15 protein-coding genes are annotated in these 19,092 nt (G+C 68.0%); 7 read left to right on the top strand and 8 right to left on the bottom strand.

Going from position 1 to position 19,092, the window contains the following annotated elements; genetic code table 11:
* Positions 1–204: 204 nt before the first annotated feature.
* Positions 205–1,356, bottom strand: coding sequence for a site-2 protease family protein (locus tag VFG33_RS35435; protein ID WP_325057392.1), 1,152 nt, complete (start codon positions 1,354–1,356; stop codon positions 205–207).
* A gap of 35 nt (positions 1,357–1,391) precedes the next feature.
* Positions 1,392–2,228, bottom strand: coding sequence for an intradiol ring-cleavage dioxygenase (locus VFG33_RS35430; protein WP_325057391.1), 837 nt, complete (start codon positions 2,226–2,228; stop codon positions 1,392–1,394).
* Positions 2,229–2,395: 167 nt separating this feature from the next.
* On the opposite strand from VFG33_RS35430, the gene VFG33_RS35425 reads away from it, so the two are divergent.
* From VFG33_RS35425 to glpK (VFG33_RS35400), 6 genes are all read left to right on the top strand, one after another.
* Entirely contained in the window at positions 2,396–3,283 is an 888-nt protein-coding gene (locus tag VFG33_RS35425; protein ID WP_325057390.1) for a RecB family exonuclease, read from the top strand.
* Between the two features lie 96 nt (positions 3,284–3,379).
* Complete coding sequence (locus VFG33_RS35420) at positions 3,380–5,065, top strand: ribonuclease J (RefSeq protein ID WP_325057389.1); 1,686 nt, start codon at positions 3,380–3,382, stop codon at positions 5,063–5,065.
* A 43-nt stretch (positions 5,066–5,108) separates the two neighbouring features.
* Complete coding sequence (locus VFG33_RS35415) at positions 5,109–5,855, top strand: ABC transporter ATP-binding protein (RefSeq protein ID WP_325057388.1); 747 nt, start codon at positions 5,109–5,111, stop codon at positions 5,853–5,855.
* Positions 5,855–8,380, top strand: coding sequence for an ABC transporter permease (locus VFG33_RS35410; RefSeq protein ID WP_325057387.1), 2,526 nt, complete (start codon positions 5,855–5,857; stop codon positions 8,378–8,380). Before VFG33_RS35415 ends, VFG33_RS35410 begins: the two co-directional genes overlap by 1 nt.
* Before the next feature lie 39 nt (positions 8,381–8,419).
* A complete protein-coding gene (locus tag VFG33_RS35405) occupies positions 8,420–9,178 on the top strand; it encodes an IclR family transcriptional regulator (protein WP_325057386.1) in 759 nt (252 codons plus the stop codon).
* Between the two features lie 42 nt (positions 9,179–9,220).
* Positions 9,221–10,729 carry a glycerol kinase GlpK gene (gene glpK, locus VFG33_RS35400; RefSeq protein ID WP_325057385.1) on the top strand — a complete coding sequence of 503 codons (1,509 nt, stop codon included), beginning with the start codon at positions 9,221–9,223 and terminating at the stop codon, positions 10,727–10,729.
* Here the strand turns inward: glpK (VFG33_RS35400) and VFG33_RS35395 are convergent, their stop codons facing one another.
* The 3 genes from VFG33_RS35395 to VFG33_RS35385 all read right to left on the bottom strand — a co-directional run bounded on the left by VFG33_RS35395 (position 10,730) and on the right by VFG33_RS35385 (position 13,061).
* Complete coding sequence (locus VFG33_RS35395) at positions 10,730–11,545, bottom strand: GNAT family N-acetyltransferase (protein WP_325057384.1); 816 nt, start codon at positions 11,543–11,545, stop codon at positions 10,730–10,732.
* Between the two features lie 195 nt (positions 11,546–11,740).
* Complete coding sequence (locus tag VFG33_RS35390; RefSeq protein WP_325057383.1) at positions 11,741–12,550, bottom strand: GNAT family N-acetyltransferase; 810 nt, start codon at positions 12,548–12,550, stop codon at positions 11,741–11,743.
* Between the two features lie 52 nt (positions 12,551–12,602).
* Entirely contained in the window at positions 12,603–13,061 is a 459-nt protein-coding gene (locus VFG33_RS35385) for a nuclear transport factor 2 family protein (protein ID WP_325057382.1), read from the bottom strand.
* 78 nt (positions 13,062–13,139) lie between these two features.
* Here VFG33_RS35385 and VFG33_RS35380 point away from each other — a divergent pair, with 78 nt between their 5' ends.
* A complete protein-coding gene (locus tag VFG33_RS35380; protein WP_325057381.1) occupies positions 13,140–13,679 on the top strand; it encodes a winged helix-turn-helix transcriptional regulator in 540 nt (179 codons plus the stop codon).
* Between the two features lie 88 nt (positions 13,680–13,767).
* On the opposite strand, the gene VFG33_RS35375 is transcribed toward VFG33_RS35380, so the two are convergent.
* From VFG33_RS35375 to VFG33_RS35365, 3 genes are read right to left on the bottom strand one after another with little or no spacing between them, the layout of a single operon-like run.
* Positions 13,768–15,480 carry a glycerol-3-phosphate dehydrogenase/oxidase gene (locus VFG33_RS35375; RefSeq protein WP_325057380.1) on the bottom strand — a complete coding sequence of 571 codons (1,713 nt, stop codon included), beginning with the start codon at positions 15,478–15,480 and terminating at the stop codon, positions 13,768–13,770.
* A 43-nt stretch (positions 15,481–15,523) separates the two neighbouring features.
* The gene (glpK, locus tag VFG33_RS35370; RefSeq protein ID WP_325057379.1) at positions 15,524–17,041 is read right to left on the bottom strand and encodes a glycerol kinase GlpK; all 1,518 of its coding nucleotides are present in this window, start codon (positions 17,039–17,041) and stop codon (positions 15,524–15,526) included.
* Positions 17,042–17,068: 27 nt separating this feature from the next.
* Positions 17,069–17,917: an MIP/aquaporin family protein gene (locus VFG33_RS35365; RefSeq protein WP_325057378.1), complete on the bottom strand. Its 849-nt coding sequence runs from the start codon at positions 17,915–17,917 to the stop codon at positions 17,069–17,071.
* Between the last annotated feature and the right edge of the window lie 1,175 nt (positions 17,918–19,092).

The following is a 19,092-nucleotide window of genomic DNA, read 5'->3' as shown; positions in this document are numbered from 1 at the left end:
GATCCGCCGGATCAGCATCGCCCAACACCCCTGGGCCGCCCGCATCAGCGCCGACATCAACACCGACGAACTACGAGCCACTCTGGCGACCATGCAAACCCTCGTCGCAACCCTCGAAGCCGACCGCCCCGAGTAGACATCGCAGAGGAATCGCAGGCACGACGGCCCGTAGTACAGGGAAGTGTTGTCTACAAGGATGTGTTGTCAGCGGGTGCGGAAGGCGCGTTCTACGTCGGCGGTGGCCAGGACGCCGTAGACCTGGCCGTTGGCGTCGAGGACCAGGTACTCCGAGGCCGGCGCCTTCCGCAGCGTCGCGAGGATCTCCTCGCCGGTGTCGTTGACGCCGATGATGTGGCCCGCGCCGATCCGGGTCGACACCTCGCCGACCGTGGTCCACGGACGCTGCGCCGGCGCCACCGCGTTGACCGCGGACTCCGATACCAACGCGTGCGGCTTGTCCTCACCGTCGATCACCACAACGGCCCCCGCGTGCGCCTCTCCTGCCCGCCGGACCGCCTCCGATACCGGAGTGGATGCGTGTACTGCAATCGCTCGCCGGGCCAGGGTGCGGACCTGCAGCGCCGGCAACTTCCGCCGCAACCGGGCCTGCATCAGCGAGGCGGTCGAGCCCATCCACAAGAAGAACCCGACGGCCAGGGCGATCATGAAGTCGATCAGCGTCGGCTGGCGATCGAAGACCTCCTCCAGGATCACCGGCGCCGCCAGTACGGCGATCGCGATCAGCCGGCCCGCCCACGCGGCCGCGATGGTCCCCGTATGCATGTTGCCCGTGAGTTTCCATACGAAAGCGCGAAGTACCCAACCGCCGTCGAGCGGCAGGCCGGGCAGCAGGTTGGTGACGCCCACGATGAGGTTGGCGACGGCAAGCTCGTACAGGGCGACCTCGGCAACGCCGTCATCCATCGAGCGGGCGCCGAAGTACGCCACGCCACCCACGAGGAGCGACGCGAGCGGCCCCACCACGGAGACGGCGAACTCCTCGAACGGCGTCTTCCGTTCGCCCTCGATGTGCGTCCCGGCCGCGAAGAAGCCGAGGTTGATCTCTGTCACCGAGATCCCGAACCGCAGCGCCACCAGCGCATGCGCGAGCTCGTGGATCAGGATCGACACGGTGAACGCGACCATGAAGGCGAACGACGCGACGTAGCGCCAGCCGCCCAGGTACGGGAACTGCTCGCCGATGATCGCGGAGAACCCGAAGGCCAGCAGGATCGCGACCGGCAGCCAGGTGAACCGCATGGTCAGCTTGATCCCCTTGACGCGACCGAGCACCCAGGTACCGGGCGGAGTGCCGGCAGGCTGGGCGGGAGTCTGGGGATCGCGCGGCTCTGACATCGGGGTAACGCTACTGGTCGAGTGGTAACACCGTGCTACACGCCCACGGTTAGCCGAGCCACGTACCCCTGCTGCACACTGCCGGTCACCGTAGCCAACTGCTGGACGCCGTCGTCCTCGCCGAACACGCCGTCGTCCTCCAGGGACGTGCGGGACATGTTCTGCGAGCTGCCGTCGTAGCCGTTGGTCGCATAGACGGCCTCGCAAGGTGCGGACGGGAAAGCCAACTGCGAGGTCGCGCTGATCTTCCCTGCGGCCGTCGCCTCCGACAGCGATGCGTACACCTCGAAGTGGATGTGCGGCCACCGCCCGGAGTACGCCGCCGGGAAGATCGTGGTGAACGTGACCTTGCCGTCGGCATCAGCCGCCTGTACTCCGCGCAGGTAGTTCTCGTCCTCCGCGCCCTCCGAGTAGAGCGAGTACCGCCCCAGCGCATCGCAGTGCCACAGGTAGACCGCGGCACCTGTCAGCGCGGTGTCCTTGGCAGCATCCAGTACTACGAGTTCGACGGTCAGCGGGACTCCACTGGCAACACCCGAGGCTGATCCGAAGGACTTGGTCAGGTCGCTCCGCACGATGCCGGACTCGGTCAGCACGTTCGGCCCGTTCGACCCGTCCCCCGGATAAGGCCCGGCGGTCTCCTGCGGGATCTCGTCGACGTCGACGGCCGACGACGTGCTGCTCGGCGTACTGGACGGCGTACTGGAGGTCGCGCTGGGCGTCGGCGTTGAGCCGGAAGCCGAGGGGGTCTCGTCGGCGGAGCAACCGGCGACGACGGCCACTCCGGCGCCGACCAGCAGCCGGAGCACGTTCCTCCGGCGGAGCGTGCCCAGGTCGTGGACCAGGCCCAGGTCGTGTTCGTGTGGGGTCATCTCGGTCTCCTCGGTTGGTTGCGCCTTCCACCAGATTGCCGGGACCGGCCGATGGTTTCCCGAAAGTCCGCTGATAGTTCCCTGGGAGCCGCTGCCGAGCGAGGGTTTGTCCACAGCCCGGGGCGGCGGACCAGCGAAGTGTCGGTGCGACCGCCTAGCCTTTCGGCATGAGCGTTGCAGCAGCAGTCGATGCGCACGGCCACCCGCGCGGGGCGTTGTCGCCGTCCCGTGCTGCCGATTTCATGAGCTGCCCGCTCAAGTACCGGTTCCGCGTGATCGACCGGCTGCCGGAGAAGCCCTCGCCGGCCGCGGTCCGCGGCACCGTCGTGCACAGCGTGCTCGAGCGGCTCTTCGACCTGCCCCGCGGCCAGCGGACCCTCGAGCAGGCGAGCCTGATGATCGAGCCGCAGTGGCAGCAGGTGCTCGCCGACGAGCCGGAGGTCGCCGCGCTGTTCGCCGAGGACGCCGACGGCGAGGAGCTGGCCAAGTGGCTGGCAGAGGCCCACCAACTGCTCGGCAAGTACTTCACCCTCGAAGACCCGAACCTGCTGGAGCCCGCCGAGCGCGAGCTGTATGTCGAGACCCAGCTCGAGTCGGGCCTCACCCTCAGGGGGTACGTCGACCGCCTGGACGTGGCTCCGACCGGGGAGATCCGGGTAGTCGACTACAAGACGGGCAAGTCGCCCTCGGAGTTCTTCGAGGCGAAGGCGCTCTTCCAGATGAAGTTCTACGCGCTGGTGCTCTGGCGGCTGCGCGGGGTGGTTCCGTCGATGCTGCAGCTGGTCTATCTCGGCAACGGCGAGATCGTCCGGTATGTCCCCGACGAGGCTGATCTGCGCGCCTGCGAGCGCAAGGTCACCGCGTTGTGGAGCGCGATCACCCGTGCGCTGGAGTCCGGCGACTGGCGACCTAGCCCCGGGCCGCTGTGCGACTGGTGCGACCACAAGGCGATCTGCCCGGCCTGGGGTGGCACTCCCCCGCCGCTCCCGGACCGCTCGGTCGAGGAGGTCGCGCAGGAGTCCGCGGGCGTCGATCTGGTCGGTGTCGATGGCTGAAGCTGAGGTCGAGGTCAACCTTTTCGGCGGCTTGAGGTGCTGGTCACACCAGGTCGATGCCACCCTCGACCACCGCTCTCGGATACGGTCCGGTTTATGAGTCATCCGCATCCCGACCTCGGCCAGCCGCCCAACCTCCCCGACAACGCCCTCCGCGTGGTCGCCCTCGGAGGACTCGGCGAGATCGGCCGCAACATGACCGTGTTCGAGCATCGCGGCCGGTTGCTGGTGGTGGACTGCGGTGTGCTGTTCCCCGAGGAGCACCAGCCCGGCGTCGACGTGATCCTGCCCGACTTCGCCTGGATCCGGGACCGGCTGGACAAGATCGAGGCGATCGTCCTCACCCACGGCCACGAGGACCACATCGGCGGTGTGCCGTACCTGCTGAAGGAACGCGCCGACATCCCGGTGATCGGTTCCAAGCTGACGCTGGCGTTCATCACCGCGAAGCTGAAGGAACACCGGATCAAGCCGCAGACCGTCGAGGTCAAGGAAGGCGACAAGCGCCGGCTCGGCCCGTTCGAGTGCGAGTTCTTCGCCGTGAACCACTCGATCCCGGACGGTCTGGCTGTCGCGATCCGGACCAAGGCCGGCCTGGTCCTGCACACCGGCGACTTCAAGATGGACCAGTTCCCGCTGGACCGCCGGCTGACCGACCTGCGCGGGTTCGCCAAGCTCGGTGAAGAAGGCGTCGACCTCTTCATGACCGACTCCACCAACGCCGAGGTCCCCGGGTTCACCACCGCGGAGAAGGACCTCGGTCCGGCCATCGACACGGTGTTCCGCACCGCGCCGGGCCGGATCATCGTCTCCAGCTTCGCCAGCCACGTGCATCGGATCCAGCAGGTGCTCGACGCGGCGAAGGCGGGCGGCCGGAAGGTCGCGTTCGTCGGTCGCTCGATGGTCCGCAACATGGGCATCGCCGGCGATCTGGGTTACCTGAAGATCCCGAAGGGCCTGATCGTCGACCTCAAGGAACTGGAGAAGCTGCCGGACCGCAAGGTCACGCTGATCTGTACCGGTTCCCAGGGCGAGCCGATGGCCGCACTGTCCCGGATGGCGAACCGCGATCACATGATCCGGATCGGCGAGGGCGACACCGTGCTGATGGCGAGCTCGCTGATCCCCGGCAACGAGAACGCGATCTACGCGGTGATCAACGGGCTGATCCGCTGGGGCGCCAACGTCGTGCACAAGGGCAACGCGAAGGTGCACGTCTCCGGCCACGCCAGCGCGGGCGAGCTCGTCTACTGCTACAACCTGGTCAAGCCGCGCAACGTGATGCCGGTGCACGGCGAGTACAGGCACCTGAAGGCCAACGCGGCGCTCGCCGTCGCCACCGGCGTACCGGCAGACAACGTGATCATCGCCGAGGACGGCGTGGTCGTGGACCTCAACCGGGGCAAGGCACGGATCACCGGCAAGGTCGAGGCCGGGTACGTGTACGTCGACGCGATGACGGTCGGTGGGGTCACCGAGGCGAACCTCAAGGACCGCCGGGCGCTGGCGGAGGAAGGTGTCGTCACGGTCGTGCTGATCGTGGACGCCCACACCGGCAAGCTGGCCGAGCCGCCGGACTTCCTGGCCCGTGGTTTCGTTCACGACGACACCACCTTCAAGGAGGTCGTCCCGGTGATCGAGGACACCCTCGCGCGAGCCGCCAAAGAGAGCATCGGCGACTCCAACCAACTCGAGGAACTGGTAGGCCGAGCAGTAGGCAACTGGACCTACCGCCACTGGCACCGCCGCCCCGTCGTCATCCCCGTGGTCATCGACGCCTGAGTCGGCACGCTGACGAACCTGGGCGCGGGTTAGCGTTCGGGTCGTGAATCTTGTCGATCAGGTGGTGGCGATCCGGACTGTCGGGCTGGGGAAGAGCTACGGGGCCGGCGAGACGCGGATCGACGCGATCGCGGACTTGAGCGTCGACTTCGGCAAGGGTCGGTTCACCGCGATCATGGGGCCTTCCGGGTCCGGGAAGTCCACCGTTCTGCACTGCCTGGCCGGGCTCGACCGTCCGACCACCGGCCAGGTCGTGCTCGGCGGCGTCGACCTGACCCGGCTGGACGAGAAGGCCCTCACCCACCTGCGCAGGGACCGGATCGGCTTCGTCTTCCAGGCGTTCAACCTGGTCCCGACCCTGACCGCGCTCGAGAACATCACGCTCCCGCTCGATCTCGCCAACCGCAAACCGGACGCCGCCTGGCTCGACACCGTGCTGGAGACCATCGGCCTCAAGGACCGCCTGCACCACAAGCCTTCGGAGTTGTCGGGCGGCCAGCAACAACGAGTCGCCTGCGCCCGCGCGCTGGTTTCCCGGCCGGATGTCGTCTTCGCCGACGAACCCACCGGCAACCTCGACTCCCGGTCCTCCGCCGACGTGCTCAGTTTCCTCCACCGCTCCGTCCGGGAGTTCGGCCAGACGGTGGTGATGGTGACCCACGATCCGACCGCGGCGTCGTACGCGGATCGGGTGCTGTTCCTCGCCGACGGGCGGCTGCGGTCCGAGCTGACCGACCCGACGGCCGAGTCGGTCCTCGACGCGATGAAGCAGCTCGACGGGGTCGCCTGATGCTCAAGCTGGGCCTCCGCTCTGTGTTGGCCCACCGCCTCCGCTTCCTCCTCTGCACCGTGGCCGTGGTGCTGGGGGTCGCGTTCGTCGGCGGCGCGCTGATCTTCACCGACACCCTGTCCGCCGCCCTGAAGAAGAACTTCGCCGGCAGCACCGCCGACATCACCGTCACCCCGGCCTCCGAGCTGGCAGACCGTACTGCGAACGCCCGGCCCGCCACCGTTTCCTCGGACCTGGCGAACAGCATCGCCGCAGTACCGGGCGTCGCCACCACCGATCCGCAACTGTTGATCAGCGGTGTCGAGATCCTCGGCAAGGACGGCCAACCGCTCGACAGCTACGGCCTCCTGACGTACGCCGCCGGCTGGCCCCACGATCCCCGGACTGCTCCCTTCCGGATGCTCGACGGCCGCGAACCCTGGGGTCAGAGCCAGCTCGGACTCGACCAGACCACCGCCCGTCGCGAGGGATTCGAACTCGGCGACAAGATCAAGGTGGTCACCCCGGCCAGGTCACTCACCGCCACCCTCACCGCGATCACCACCCCCGGCCTCGCAGGAGCGTCAGCTGGAGCTCCCTTGGTCACCTTCGACCCGGCCAGTGCCCAGTTCCTCCTCCTCGGCGATCCCGGCTGGACCTCCATCGGCGTCGCCATCCAGCCCGGCCAAGACGCCAACACCGTCCGCGAGGCGATCGCGAACATCGCGGGCAAAGACGTCAGCGTGCGCACCGCGGCCCAGGTCTCAGCCGACGGCGAGAACGCGCTCGACGACGCCTTCGGCGGCTTCAGCACAGTGCTGCTGCTGTTCGCGGGGCTCGCGCTCTTCGTCGGCGCCTTCCTGATCGTGAACACCTTCGCGATGCTGGTCGCCCAGCGCTCGCGCGAACTGGCGCTGCTTCGTGCCATCGGCGCCTCCCGCGGGCAGGTGACCGGCACGGTGACAGCCGAGGCGTTCCTGATCGGCGCGATCGGTTCCACCCTCGGTCTGCTGCTCGGGATCGGGGTCGCCGCCGGCGTGCAGTTGTACTACCAGCATCTCGACCTCGCAATTCCCTCGGCGAATCTCCAGGTCAGCGCCGCCACCGTCATCGCCTGCTACGTGATCGGCATCGGAGTCACCGTCGCCGCCGCCTATCCAGCCGCCCGGCGAGCAGGCAAGCTCCCACCGGTCGCCGCGATGCGCGACGACGCGGCCCTGCCCGAACGGTCGATGCTGGTCCGCCTGATCATCGGCGGCTTCCTGCTGCTGATGGCAGCCAGCCTCTATCTGATCGCTCGCCAGCTGACCGGCCTTCCCGGCGCGGTCCTGCTAGGCCTCGCCGCCGCGATCACCCTGCTCGGCGTGATCATGACAAGCCCCCTGGTCAGCCGGTACGCCGTCCGCGGGCTGATGTCGCCTTTCGGCGGCCGGGCCGCGGTCACTCTCGGACGCCGCAATGCCGAACGCAACCCCCGCCGAACCTCGGCAACGGCGTCCGCGCTGATGATCTCGGTCGCGCTCGTCAGCGGGCTCGTGGTGATCGCGGCCTCCGCCAAGGCGTCCGTTGACCGGAACATCGCCGACGCCCTCGGGACCTCCGAGCTGGTGGTGACGAACGACGGGAACAGCTCGTTCAGCAGCCAGGCCGGCGACCACATTTCCGCAGTACCGGGGGTCGCGGCCGTGCACCGCGTCCGGCAGCTCGGCGGCCAGGTCGGCGACACCTCGGTCAAGGTCGTCGGGGTGTCCGCCGGCACCTTGGCCGGACCGATCACCAGCTCGGTCGAGTCGGGCTCTCTCCAAGGTCTGCAGAGCGGTCAGGCGGCGCTGCCACGGAACGTGGCCAGGAATCTCGATCTGTCGGTCGGCAAGACCTTCCAGCTGACCACCTCGACCGGGAAGCACCAACTGACCGTCGGCGCCGTGATCGCGGCGAACCGCCAGGTCGACGGCGTGATCCTGTCGCTGGAGCAGTTCCGCGCGGTGGGCGGGCCCGGTACCGACTCGAGCCTCTATCTCGAAGTTGCCGACGGCACCGATCTCGCTCCGGTCCGGGTGGCGGTGCTCGGGCAACTGCACGACTACCCTTCGCTGCTGGTCCGGGACCAGCAGGCCTACGCGCAGGGCGAGCGCGGACCGATCAACGCCGTCCTTGCCGTGGTCGGCATGCTCCTCGCGCTGGCGATCCTGATCGCCGCGCTCGGCATCGTGAACACCCTCGCCCTGGGCGTGATCGAACGGACCCGGGAGATCGGCCTGCTCCGCGCGATCGGGATGGATCGGCCCCAGTTGCGGCGAATGCTGCAGGTGGAGTCGATCGCGATCGCGCTGCTCGGCGCAGTGTTGGGAGTGGCGATCGGGGTGCTGTTCGGCGCCTCCGTGCAGTCCGTGATGGCGGCTGACGGGCTGAGCGTGCTGGATATCCCGGTGCTCCAACTGGCGATCGCGGTGCTGGTCGCGGTCCTGGTCGGAGTACTGGCTGCGCTGTGGCCGTCACGCCGTGCCGCGCGGCTCGACGTACTGCGGGCGATCGCCACCGAGTGAAGGGATCCCTTGACGGAACATCACGGGTAGCCTGCCGGTGTGCCGGGCAGCGTGCAGTCCATCGAGAGGGCTGCCGCAGTGCTGCGTCTGCTGGCCGCGGCTCCGAACGGGCTGGGCGTCGCCGATCTCGGCAATGCGCTCGGGCTGGCCAAGACGACCGTGCACGGGATCCTCAAGACCTTGCATCAGGTCGGCTTCGTCGAACAGGACCACACCGGCGCGCACTACCGTTTGAGTGACGCCTTCGGCCGTCTCGGTGACACCTATCTGGACCCGAACGAGCTCCGCAGCCGCGCGATCAACTGGGCCGACTCCCTCGCCTCCCGCAGCGGCGAAGTGGTCCGCGTCGGCCGCCTCGTCGAGGGCAAGGTGGTCGTCGTGCACCACGTCTTCCGCCCGGACGACAGCGACCAGGACCTGGACGTCGGTACGACGCTGCCGCCGCACGCCTGCGCACTCGGCAAGGCGGTGCTCGCGTTCGACACCAGCGGCGCCTCCCGGCCTCGCAAGCTCGACGCCTACACGACGAGAACGATCGTCGAGTCCTCTCGGCTGTCCGAGGAACTGGCCGCGGTCCGGGCGAAAGGCTGGGCCGGGGAGTTCGAGGAGCAGACGGTCGAGCTGGCCGGGATTGCGGCACCGATCCGCGGGCTCGGCGGCCTCGTCGTCGGTGCCGTCGGCCTCACCGGCCGGATCGAACGCATCTGCGACAGCAGACTGCGCCACCGCACGGACCTGGTCACCATGGTCCGAGCCACCGCCGAAGCCATCGGCCGCGACCTCCGAGAGGACCGCTGATGCCTGCTTCCGACCGCACCGCGCTGAGCTGGGGTGTGGCGGATGGCTGAGCAGTACGTCGCTGCCGTGGATCAGGGCACCAACTCGACCCGGTGCATCCTGTTCGACCGCCGCGGGCGGCTGGTCTCGGTCGCGCAGCGGGAACACAAGCAGCACTTCCCGAAGCCGGGCTGGGTCGAGCACGACGCCGCCGAGATCTGGCGCAACGTGACCCGCGTGGTGCCGTCGGCGATCCGGCAGATCGGTGCCGAGCCTGCCCAGATCGTTGCCATCGGCATCACCAACCAGCGGGAGACCAGCCTGCTCTGGGACCGCCGGACCGGGCAGCCGATCGGCCATGCGGTGGTCTGGCAGGACACCCGGACCGATCGCCTGATCACCGAGCTGGCCGGCTCGGAAGGTCCGGACCGGTTCGCCGATCTCTGCGGACTGCCGCTGACCACGTACTTCTCCGCTCCCCGGCTGCGCTGGATGCTCGACCACACGCCCGGGCTCCGGGAGCGGGCGAACCGCGGCGAGGTGCTCTTCGGCACGATGGAGAGCTGGCTGATCTGGAAGTTCACCGGCGGTCCCGACGGCGGCCTTCACGCTACCGACGTGACGAATGCCAGTCGCACGATGCTGATGAACATCGAGACGCTGGAGTGGGACGACGAGTTGCTCGCGGCCTTCGACGTACCGCGCTCGTTGCTGCCCGAGATCCGCCCGTCGTCCGGCGTCTTCGCGACCGCCACGGAGGTGCTGCCCGGCGTACGGATCGGGGCTGCGCTCGGGGATCAGCAGGCTGCCTTGTTCGGGCAGACCTGCTTCAGCCCGGGTGAGGCGAAGTGCACGTATGGCACCGGCTCGTTCCTGCTGCTGCACACCGGGAAGGAGATCGTCCGGTCGACGCACGGGATGCTCACGACCGTGGCGTACCAGATCGGCTCGCAGCCGGCGGCGTACGCGCTGGAAGGGTCGATGGCGGTCACCGGTTCGCTGGTGCAGTGGTTCCGGGACGGGCTCGGGCTGATCCACACCGCGGCCGAGATCGAGACGCTGGCGCGGACCGTGGAGGACAACGGCGGCGCTTACATCGTGCCCGCGTTCTCCGGCCTGTTCGCACCCCACTGGCGAAGCGAGGCGCGCGGGGTGATCGCGGGTCTCACCTCGTACATCACCAAGGGCCACCTCGCCCGGGCCGTCCTCGAGGCGACCGGGTTCCAGACCCTGGAGGTCGTCAACGCGATGAACGCGGACTCGGGGATCGCGCTGACCGCGCTGAAGGTCGACGGCGGGATGACGGCGAACAACCTGCTGATGCAGTTCCTCGCGGACCTGCTCGATGTGCCGGTGGTCCGTCCGATGGTGACCGAGACGGTCTCACTGGGTGCCGCGTACGCCGCAGGGCTCGCGGTCGGCTACTGGCCCGACCTCGAGGGTCTTCGGAGTAACTGGCACCGCGCGGGGCAATGGCTTCCGCACATGGACCCCGCTCGCCGCGCGGCGGAGTACGCGAACTGGCAAGCCGCTGTTCAACGCACCTTCGGCTGGATCCGCCCGGACAGCTGATCAGGCGTGCCAGGTCCAGTTCTGGCGTTCGTAGCGGATCTCGAAGCCCGCCCGGAGCATGTTGTCGAGGGACGGATTGTGTTCACCCGGGGAGGGCTTGCCGGTCTCGGCGCTCAACCACTTCGCCCCGTCGGCCGCCGCCTGCCGGGCCCGCGCGGCCAGCAACGCCGACTGCGCACCTCGGCGCCGATGCGTCGGCAACGTCGAAGCCCCTGCGAACCCCGCGACCTGCCCGGTGATCAGCAGAGCGGCCGCGGAAACCAGCTCCCCGCCGTCCCAGGCCCCGTACGCCGTCCAGCCCGGCTGCTCAAGGAGACCCGTGGACATCTGGTCCAGCCCCAGGTCCGCCATACCGAAGCCGCGCAACAACACCGACCACCACTCCTCGGCATCGGCAACTCCGACCACGCCGATCCGCAGGTCGGTCTCGGGTGTTTCCATCAGCCCGGCGAGCCGTGCCAGCTTCAGCCAACTGCCGCCCGCGGTCAGTCCTTCCGCCTTGCAGATCTGGTCCCAGTCCGCCGGCAACACGGACGGCGCGAACTGCAGGGTCGCCACCTTCGTCCCCTGTTCGCGGTAGAAGCTCGTGATCTGCCCGACGAGGTCTGCCGTCACCGGCTCGGTGAACCCGAATCCGAGCGCCTTGCTCCAGTAGTTCGTCACGTCATTGCGCACCGACAGCACCACACCGCCGCCGACTCGCGTCGACGCCATCCCGAGTTTCTCCTGCGCCTCCGGCGACCCGGCATGCTCGTAGCCCCAGACCGCCTCGGCCTCGGCGTTCTCGAGCAATTCGGCCATCCGGTCCAATGACATGACAATCCTCCGGCGACGACAGGGGGCGAGTTCCCACCTCGACCTTAGGTCGCCAAACCCAACGGACAAGGAAAACGCAAGCGTGCCGTAAGCAACGGCCGTGGCAACAGTGACCGCAGCCTCCCCATCCGTAGCTTCCTCCGGAAGCAGCAGTGGCGAGGGCGGCATTGCAGCGCCTTCAACTGCTGGGCGTGCTCAGGCGGTCCAGACCCAGGAGGGGCGGTCGTAGAGGACTTTGAAGCCGGCGCGTTGCACGTTGTCCAGGGACGGATTCGTCTCGCCTTCCGCCGGCTTGCCGGTCTCCACTCCGAGCCAGCGGCATCCGGCCGCGATCGCGTCCTCGGCCCGTCGTGCGAGCAGCGCCGACTGCGCACCACGCCCCCGGTACGCCGGCAACGTCGACGCGCTGACGAATTCCCCGACCTCGCCCTCGACGTACAAGGCAGCCGTCGCCACCAGCTTGTCGCCCTCCCAGGCCGCGTACCCGGTAACCCCCGGAACATCGTTGATCGCGGCAAGCATCTCGCCGATCCCGCCGTCCGGATCCGGCAACCCGAAGGCCTCGACCTGCACCGCCGCCCAGGCTGCCCGGTCCTCGACCGCGATCGGCCCAACCCGCAGCGAGGTGACAGCCGGCTCGACGGGACTACCGTCCCGGACCAGCTTCACCATCGTCGCGCCCTGCCTCAGCCCGTGCACCTGGCAGATCTCCGCCCAGTCCTCCGGCAGCACCTCAGGCGGCAGATGGAAGTTCGTCACCGGATTCCCCGCGGCGCGGAAGAAGTCGAGCACCTCGCCGACCAGTTCGCTGGTCACCGGCTCGTCGAACCCGAACCCCTGCACCTTGGACCAGAATCGCGACGGATCATTGCGGACCGACAAAGCGATCCCCCGGCCGAACCGTCGACCGGTGATCCCCAGCTTCCCCAGCAGCGGCTCCGGAAGCTCCGTCAGCTTCAACATCAGATTGGCTTCGGCCGTCTCGACCCGCGCTGCCAGGTTCATGACAACCACTTTAGTGGCCCGCCAAAAGGGGCGACCAGGCAACAAAAATTGGTCAGGCGGCGTCGGTGATCGGCGCGGCGTGCGCCTCCTCGATCCCCGCTGCTGCCAGCCGGTCCAGCGTCCGTTCCAGGACGGCGGTGTCCTCGAGCGTCCGTACTTCGGTGATCTTTCCCCACCGCATCCGCAGGAACTGGTTCACCACGTTCTGGTAGCGGCTCCCGTCCGCCAGCCCGACGTCGACCGTCACGGACGTCGCGACCCGGGTGTTCCACGGCCACCCCGCGACCAGCACGTCCTGTACTGCGAACTGCGTGTCCGGCAGCAACCGGAAGCACCGTTCCCACCACCGGCGCAGCGCCTCGTGCGTGTGCCGCTCCCCCGACAACGCGTGGTCGCCGTAGAACCGGTAGGTGAAAGTCGGCGCCATCCCGGCCACCATCGCCTCCCAGTTCCCCTTGCTGATCTCCGCGAAGGCCTTGCGGACCTGTGCCGCCACAAACCGGTGATACATCGCTGGTTCCCCTCTGCCGTTGGTATCGTCAGCCTAGGGACAGTGAGTTCAATGACGCAACTGACTAGGATGTAGATCATGCGGAACACCAGCTTCGCCGGGATGCACTGCTCACTCGCCCAGTCGCTCGAGGTGATGGGCGACTGGTGGTCGCCCCTGGTGCTGCGCGATCTCTACCTCGGCCTGGACCGGTTCGACCAGCTCGTCACCGATCTCGGCATCTCCCGCAACCTGCTGACAGACCGCATCGCCACTCTGACGAACGCCGGGCTGGTCACGCGTACGCCGTACCAGGAGAACCCGCTCCGGTACACCTACTCGCTGACGGAAGCCGGCCGCGACCTGATCCCCGTCCTACTGGCCTTGACCGCCTGGGGCGACCGCTGGGCCACCCCGCAGGACGGCCCACCCATCCGCTTCACCCACATCACCTGCGGCCACCGAACCACCCCCACAGTCACCTGCTCCGAATGCGGCGACCCCCTCACCACCACCAACCTCACCCCCTCCCCCGGCCCCGGCGCCCAAACCGCCCCCGGCACCGCCCTCCTCTCCACCGTCATCCCCGCCCCGCACGGGCAAGACAGCGCCAAGGGGCAGCCCCGGGAACCCGCCTGATCATTCGCCCCCTTTTCACCCTCCTCGCCGACTGTCCAGTGGGCATTCGGCGAGGGTGAAAAGGGGGCGAATGATCAGGTGGGGTCGGTCAGGCCGGGGAGACGATGTCCGGGGCTTCGAGGCGGACCTTGTCGGCGGATTCGTCGTCGGGCTGGTCCTGGGAGTCGCGTTCGGACTGGACGCGGCGGGCGTAGAACGAGACCTCGCGCTCGATCGCCTGCTCGTCCCAGCCGAGGATCGGTGCCATCAACCGGGCGGCCGCGTGCGCTGCCTCGACGCCGCGGTCCCAGGCCTCGATGGAGATCCGGGTCCGCCGGGCCAGTACATCGTCGAGGTGCCGCGCGCCCTCGCTCCGCGCGGCGTACACGATCTCGGCCTTGAGGTAGTCCTGGGTGCCGGGCAGCTGCTCACCCAGCGACGGGTCCTCCTTGACCAGGGCGAGCACCTCGTCGATCAGCCCGCCGTACCGGTTCAGCAGGTGCTCGATCCGCGCCACGTGCAGTCCGGACTTCTGCGCGATCAGGTGCCGCTGGTTCCACAGCGCCTGGTAGCCGTCCGCGCCGACGAGCGGCGTGTTCTTGGTGACGGACTTCGGCACCCGTCCGTCGAGGGCGGCCGCGGCCGCGTCGACCGCGTCCTTCGCCATCACCCGGTACGTCGTGTACTTACCCCCGGCAACGACCACCAGCCCGGGTGCCGCATGGGCCACGACGTGCTCGCGGGACAACTTCGAGGTGCTCTCCGACTCCCCCGCCAGCAGCGGCCGGAGTCCGGCGTACACGCCCTCGACGTCCTCGCGGGTCAGCGGTGTGGTCAGCACCGCGTTCACGTGGTCGAGCAGGTACTCGATGTCCTTGCTGGTCGCGGCCGGGTGAGCCTTGTCCAGCTTCCAGTCGGTATCGGTGGTGCCGATCAGCCAGTGCCGGCCCCACGGGATGATGAACAGCACGGACTTCTCGGTCCGCAGGATCATCCCGGTGCTGGACTGGATCCGGTCCTTCGGCACGACCAGGTGGATCCCCTTCGAGGCCCGCACGTGGTACTGCCCGCGCTCCCCCACCATCCCCTGGGTGTCATCGGTCCACACGCCGGTCGCGTTCACCACCTGCTTGGCCCGTACTTCGAACTCACGTCCGCTCTCCAGGTCCTTCGCCTGCACCCCGGTGACCCGCTCCCCCTGCCGGAGGAACCCGGTCACCTTGACCCGGTTCGCGACATGAGCCCCGTACGACGCCGCCGTACGGGCGAGCTCCATCGTGTGACGGGCATCGTCGACCTGCGCGTCGTAGTACTGCAGAGCGCCGATCAGGGCGGACTTCTTCAGGCTCGGAACCAACCGCATGGCGCCCCTGCGAGTCAGGTGCTTGTGGAGCGGCAGGCCCGCGCCGTACCCCGAGCTGATCGCCATCCCGTCGTACAGGGCGACGCCGGCGCCGGCGTAGAACCGCTCCCACCAGCGGTGCTTCAGCGGGTAGAGGAACGGCACCGGCTTGACCAGGTGCGGGGCGAGGCGTTGCAGGAGCAGCCCGCGCTCCTGCAACGCCTCGTGCACCAGACGGAAGTCGAGCATCTCCAGATAGCGCAGACCGCCGTGGATCAGCTTGCTCGACCGGCTGGAGGTGCCGCTCGCGAAGTCGCGAGCCTCCAGCAGCCCGGTGGTCAGGCCCCGGGTCGCGGCGTCGAGGGCCGAGCCGGTACCGACCACCCCGCCACCGATCACCAGAATGTCGAGCTCCTCGGCATTCGCCATCGCGTCGATGGCCTCGGTCCGCGCTTGCGGTGACAGTGCCACTACGCCCACTGTGCTTTCCTTCCGTCGTCTTGCCTTTTGCTGCCTAGCCGTACTAGTCGACGTCGACCCAGTCGAGGGTCCGCTGGACTGCCTTCTCCCAGCCCTTGTACCCCTCGGCACGCTGCTCGTCGTTCCACTGGGGTTCCCAGCGCTTGTCCTCGTTCCAGTTCTGCACCAGTTCGTCGGTGTTGTTCCAGAACCCGACCGCCAGGCCGGCCGCGTACGCCGCCCCGAGGGCCGTGGTCTCCGCGACGACCGGCTTGCTCACCGGGACGCCGAGGATGTCCGCCTGCATCTGCATGCAGAGCTCGTTCGCGGTGACACCACCGTCCACCTTGAGTACCTCGAGCTTCACCCCGGAGTCCTTCTCCATCGCGTCGGCCACGTCCTTGCTCTGGTAGCAGATCGCTTCCAGTGTTGCGCGGGCCAGATGTGCGTTGGTGTTGAACCTCGACAGCCCGACGATCGCCCCGCGTGCGTCGGACCGCCAGTAGGGCGCAAACAGCCCGGAGAACGCCGGCACGAAGTACACGCCGCCGTTGTCCGCCACCTGCCGGGCCAGCGTCTCGACCTCGGCAGCGCCCGAGATGATGCCGAGCTGGTCCCGCAGCCACTGAACGGCCGAACCAGTGACGGCGATCGACCCTTCCAGCGCGTACACGGGCGCGTCGTCGCCGAACTTGTAGGCCATCGTGCTGAGCAGACCGGCCTTCGACCGGACCAGCTCGGTACCGGTGTTCAGCAGCATGAAGTTGCCGGTGCCGTAGGTGTTCTTGGCCTCGCCCGGGTTGAAACAGACCTGCCCGACGGTCGCGGCCTGCTGGTCCCCGAGGTCACCGGTGAGCGGTACCACCCCTTGGAGGGGCCCGCTCGTCAGCGTCTCGCCGTACTTGTTGGGGTCGGACGACGGCCGGATCTCCGGCAGCATCTGGCGTGGGATGTTGAAGAACGAGATCAGCTCGTCGTCCCAGTCGAGCGTCTCCAGATTCATCAGCATCGTGCGGCTGGCGTTGGTCACGTCGGTGATGTGGACGCCGCCCTCGGTACCGCCGGTGAGGTGCCACAGCAGCCAGGTGTCGGTGTTGCCGAACACGGCGTCACCGGCCTCGGCGGCCGCGCGGACCCCGTCGACGTTCTCCAGGATCCACTGGACCTTGCCGGCGGAGAAGTACGTCGCCGGCGGCAGACCGGCCTTCTGCCGGATCACATCGCCCTTGCCCTCGCGTTCCAGCGCGGAGGCGATCCGATCGGTCCGGGTGTCCTGCCAAACGATCGCGTTGTAGTAGGGCCGGCCGGTCTTGCGGTTCCAGACGACGGCCGTTTCGCGCTGGTTCGTGATGCCGAGCGCCGCCAGGTCGCTCGCCTGCAGACCCTGCGCGTTCAGTGCGGTCTTGATCACGGAGCTGGTCCGCTCCCAGATCTCCACCGGGTTGTGCTCGACCCAGCCGGCCTGCGGCAGGATCTGCGAGTGCTCCAACTGGTGCTTGCCCACCTCGTTGCCGGAGTGGTCGAAGATCATGAAGCGGGTGCTCGTGGTGCCCTGATCGACAGCACCTACGAAGTCAGCCATGGATAGTCCTCTCCTCACACTGCGCAGTCATGTGGTGGTCTTGGCCTCGGGGATCCGGCCAGGTTCCTCGTCCTCGTCCGCGATCGGGAGGTTGCGGCCCACCAGCAGGTCGTACAGGAACGCGCCGACCAGCGCGCCGATGATCGGTGCCACGATCGGCACCCAGAAATAGATATCGCCGAACTGATCCTTGAAGGCTCCTCCGTAACCGGTCAGGAAGGAGGCCAGCCGGGGCCCGAAGTCACGGGCCGGGTTGATCGCGTACCCCGCGTTGGAACCCCACGCCATCCCGATGCCGACGATCAGCAGGCCGACGATGAACGGCGCCAGGTTGGCGGCCGGCGAGGTGTTGCGGACGTCCGTGATCGCCAGGATCACGAGCATCAGGATCGCCGTACCGATGATCTGGTCCCGGAACGCGCCCCAGATGCCGACGCCGAGATCCAGGCTGCCGTTGCCCGGCAGGGTGGAGAACACGCCCTGGCTCTTGATGGTGAGCCCGGGGTCGAACTTGTTCAGTGCCTCGGTGTAGTTCCACCGAACTACGAGCGCCGCCAGGAACGCTCCGAGGAACTGTGCCACCGAGTACGGCAGCACCTTCTTCCAGCTGAACCCACGGAACGTCGCGAGGGCGATCGTCACCGCCGGATTCAGGTGCGCGCCGGTCATCCGGCCCGCCACGTAGATGCCCAGGGTCACACCGATACCCCAGGCCCACGCGATCGAGTCGTGGTCACCGGTACCGCCGGCGACCACCTGGGCGACGACGCCGCAGCCGAACAGGATCAGGATGAACGTACCGGCGAGCTCGGCGGAACACTCCCCCAGAAGGGTCTTCGCCTTGACCGCATTTGCATCGGTAGCTGTCGTAGCCATTCCGAAACTCCCTTCCACTCCGTGCGGACCACGGAGATCTGGAATCTAGGAGCGTTAGCGAGGCGGCACAACGCTGCACGTTCGACATTGTCGAACGGCACTGTTGATGCCGACCACTACGACACTCACGCAGTCTTGTTCCAGCTTGGCGTCCTGCCCATTCAGCGGCTTCACACCCCAGCTTCACACCCCAGTACGCCGGCGCGGTCGGCCGGGATCCGGATGGAGCCTCAGGCGCAGGTGGATCGCGGATCCATGGGTGTGGGTGGTTCGTGGGTCTCGTAGGTGTGGGTGGTTCGCGTCGCCGGGCTGCGTGATGGTGCTAGTCGCGGCGAGGTGAGTCAAGGGCGCTTCGCGGCCCTGCGGGCTCGAACAAGTTCGACCCTTGACACACCTCACCACGACCAGGGAAGGACGCAACTACGCCCGGAGCCGCTGAGAAGAACGGCCACAGTCCAGGGAATTACGTCGAGGGCGGCCGAACGCCTTCCACGGTAAGGAACCCGCCGATTTCATCCGCCGCCGGGGGATCTCGGGCAGGTTGTCGGGACCTTGAACACCAAATCGGGACCACCACCTGTCCGAACCCCCCGACTCAATCACCGACAAGGAGCCAGGCGAACCACCTGGCGGAACGAGCACACCACCAGGTGGACCTGCCGGTGAACCGCCCCGGCCGATAGCCGCCTGCTCGGCTGATACCGCCCTGTAGACCGGCATCGGCCCAACGACCCGGCAGCGGGCTGCTCGCCGGCTGGGCCGATAGCGGGTTGTTCGACCGATAGCGCCCAGTAGCCCGGCATCGGTCGAACGGCCCGGCACCGGCCTTCTCCCGCGGATCACGGCGCCCAATCCGAGGGGTTACCCACTCAGATTGCTGGTTACCCCCCGAGAATCTCAGGTGGTAACCAACAATCTCAGTGGTCAACCCCCCGGCTCACACCTCCAACGCACCACCCGGGCCAACGGAACCCCCAGACACAGCTCACACCCTGCGCCGGAACCACCCGGGCGGACGGATTCCCCTGGATGCGGCTCACACGTCAGCGCGGATCCGCGTAGCTGCGTCCTTCCCTGGTCGACGTGGTGGGTGTCAAGGGTCGAACTTGTTCGATCGCCGAAGGCGACGCCAAAGGCGCCCTTGACACCCACCACGTCGACTAGCACACTCCCGC

The sequence above is a fragment of the Kribbella sp. genome (genome assembly GCF_035687465.1).
GTDB lineage: Bacteria > Actinomycetota > Actinomycetes > Propionibacteriales > Kribbellaceae > Kribbella.
The sequence above is the reverse complement of the archived record's forward strand: the minus strand, read 5'-3'. Positions and strand labels throughout refer to the sequence as shown.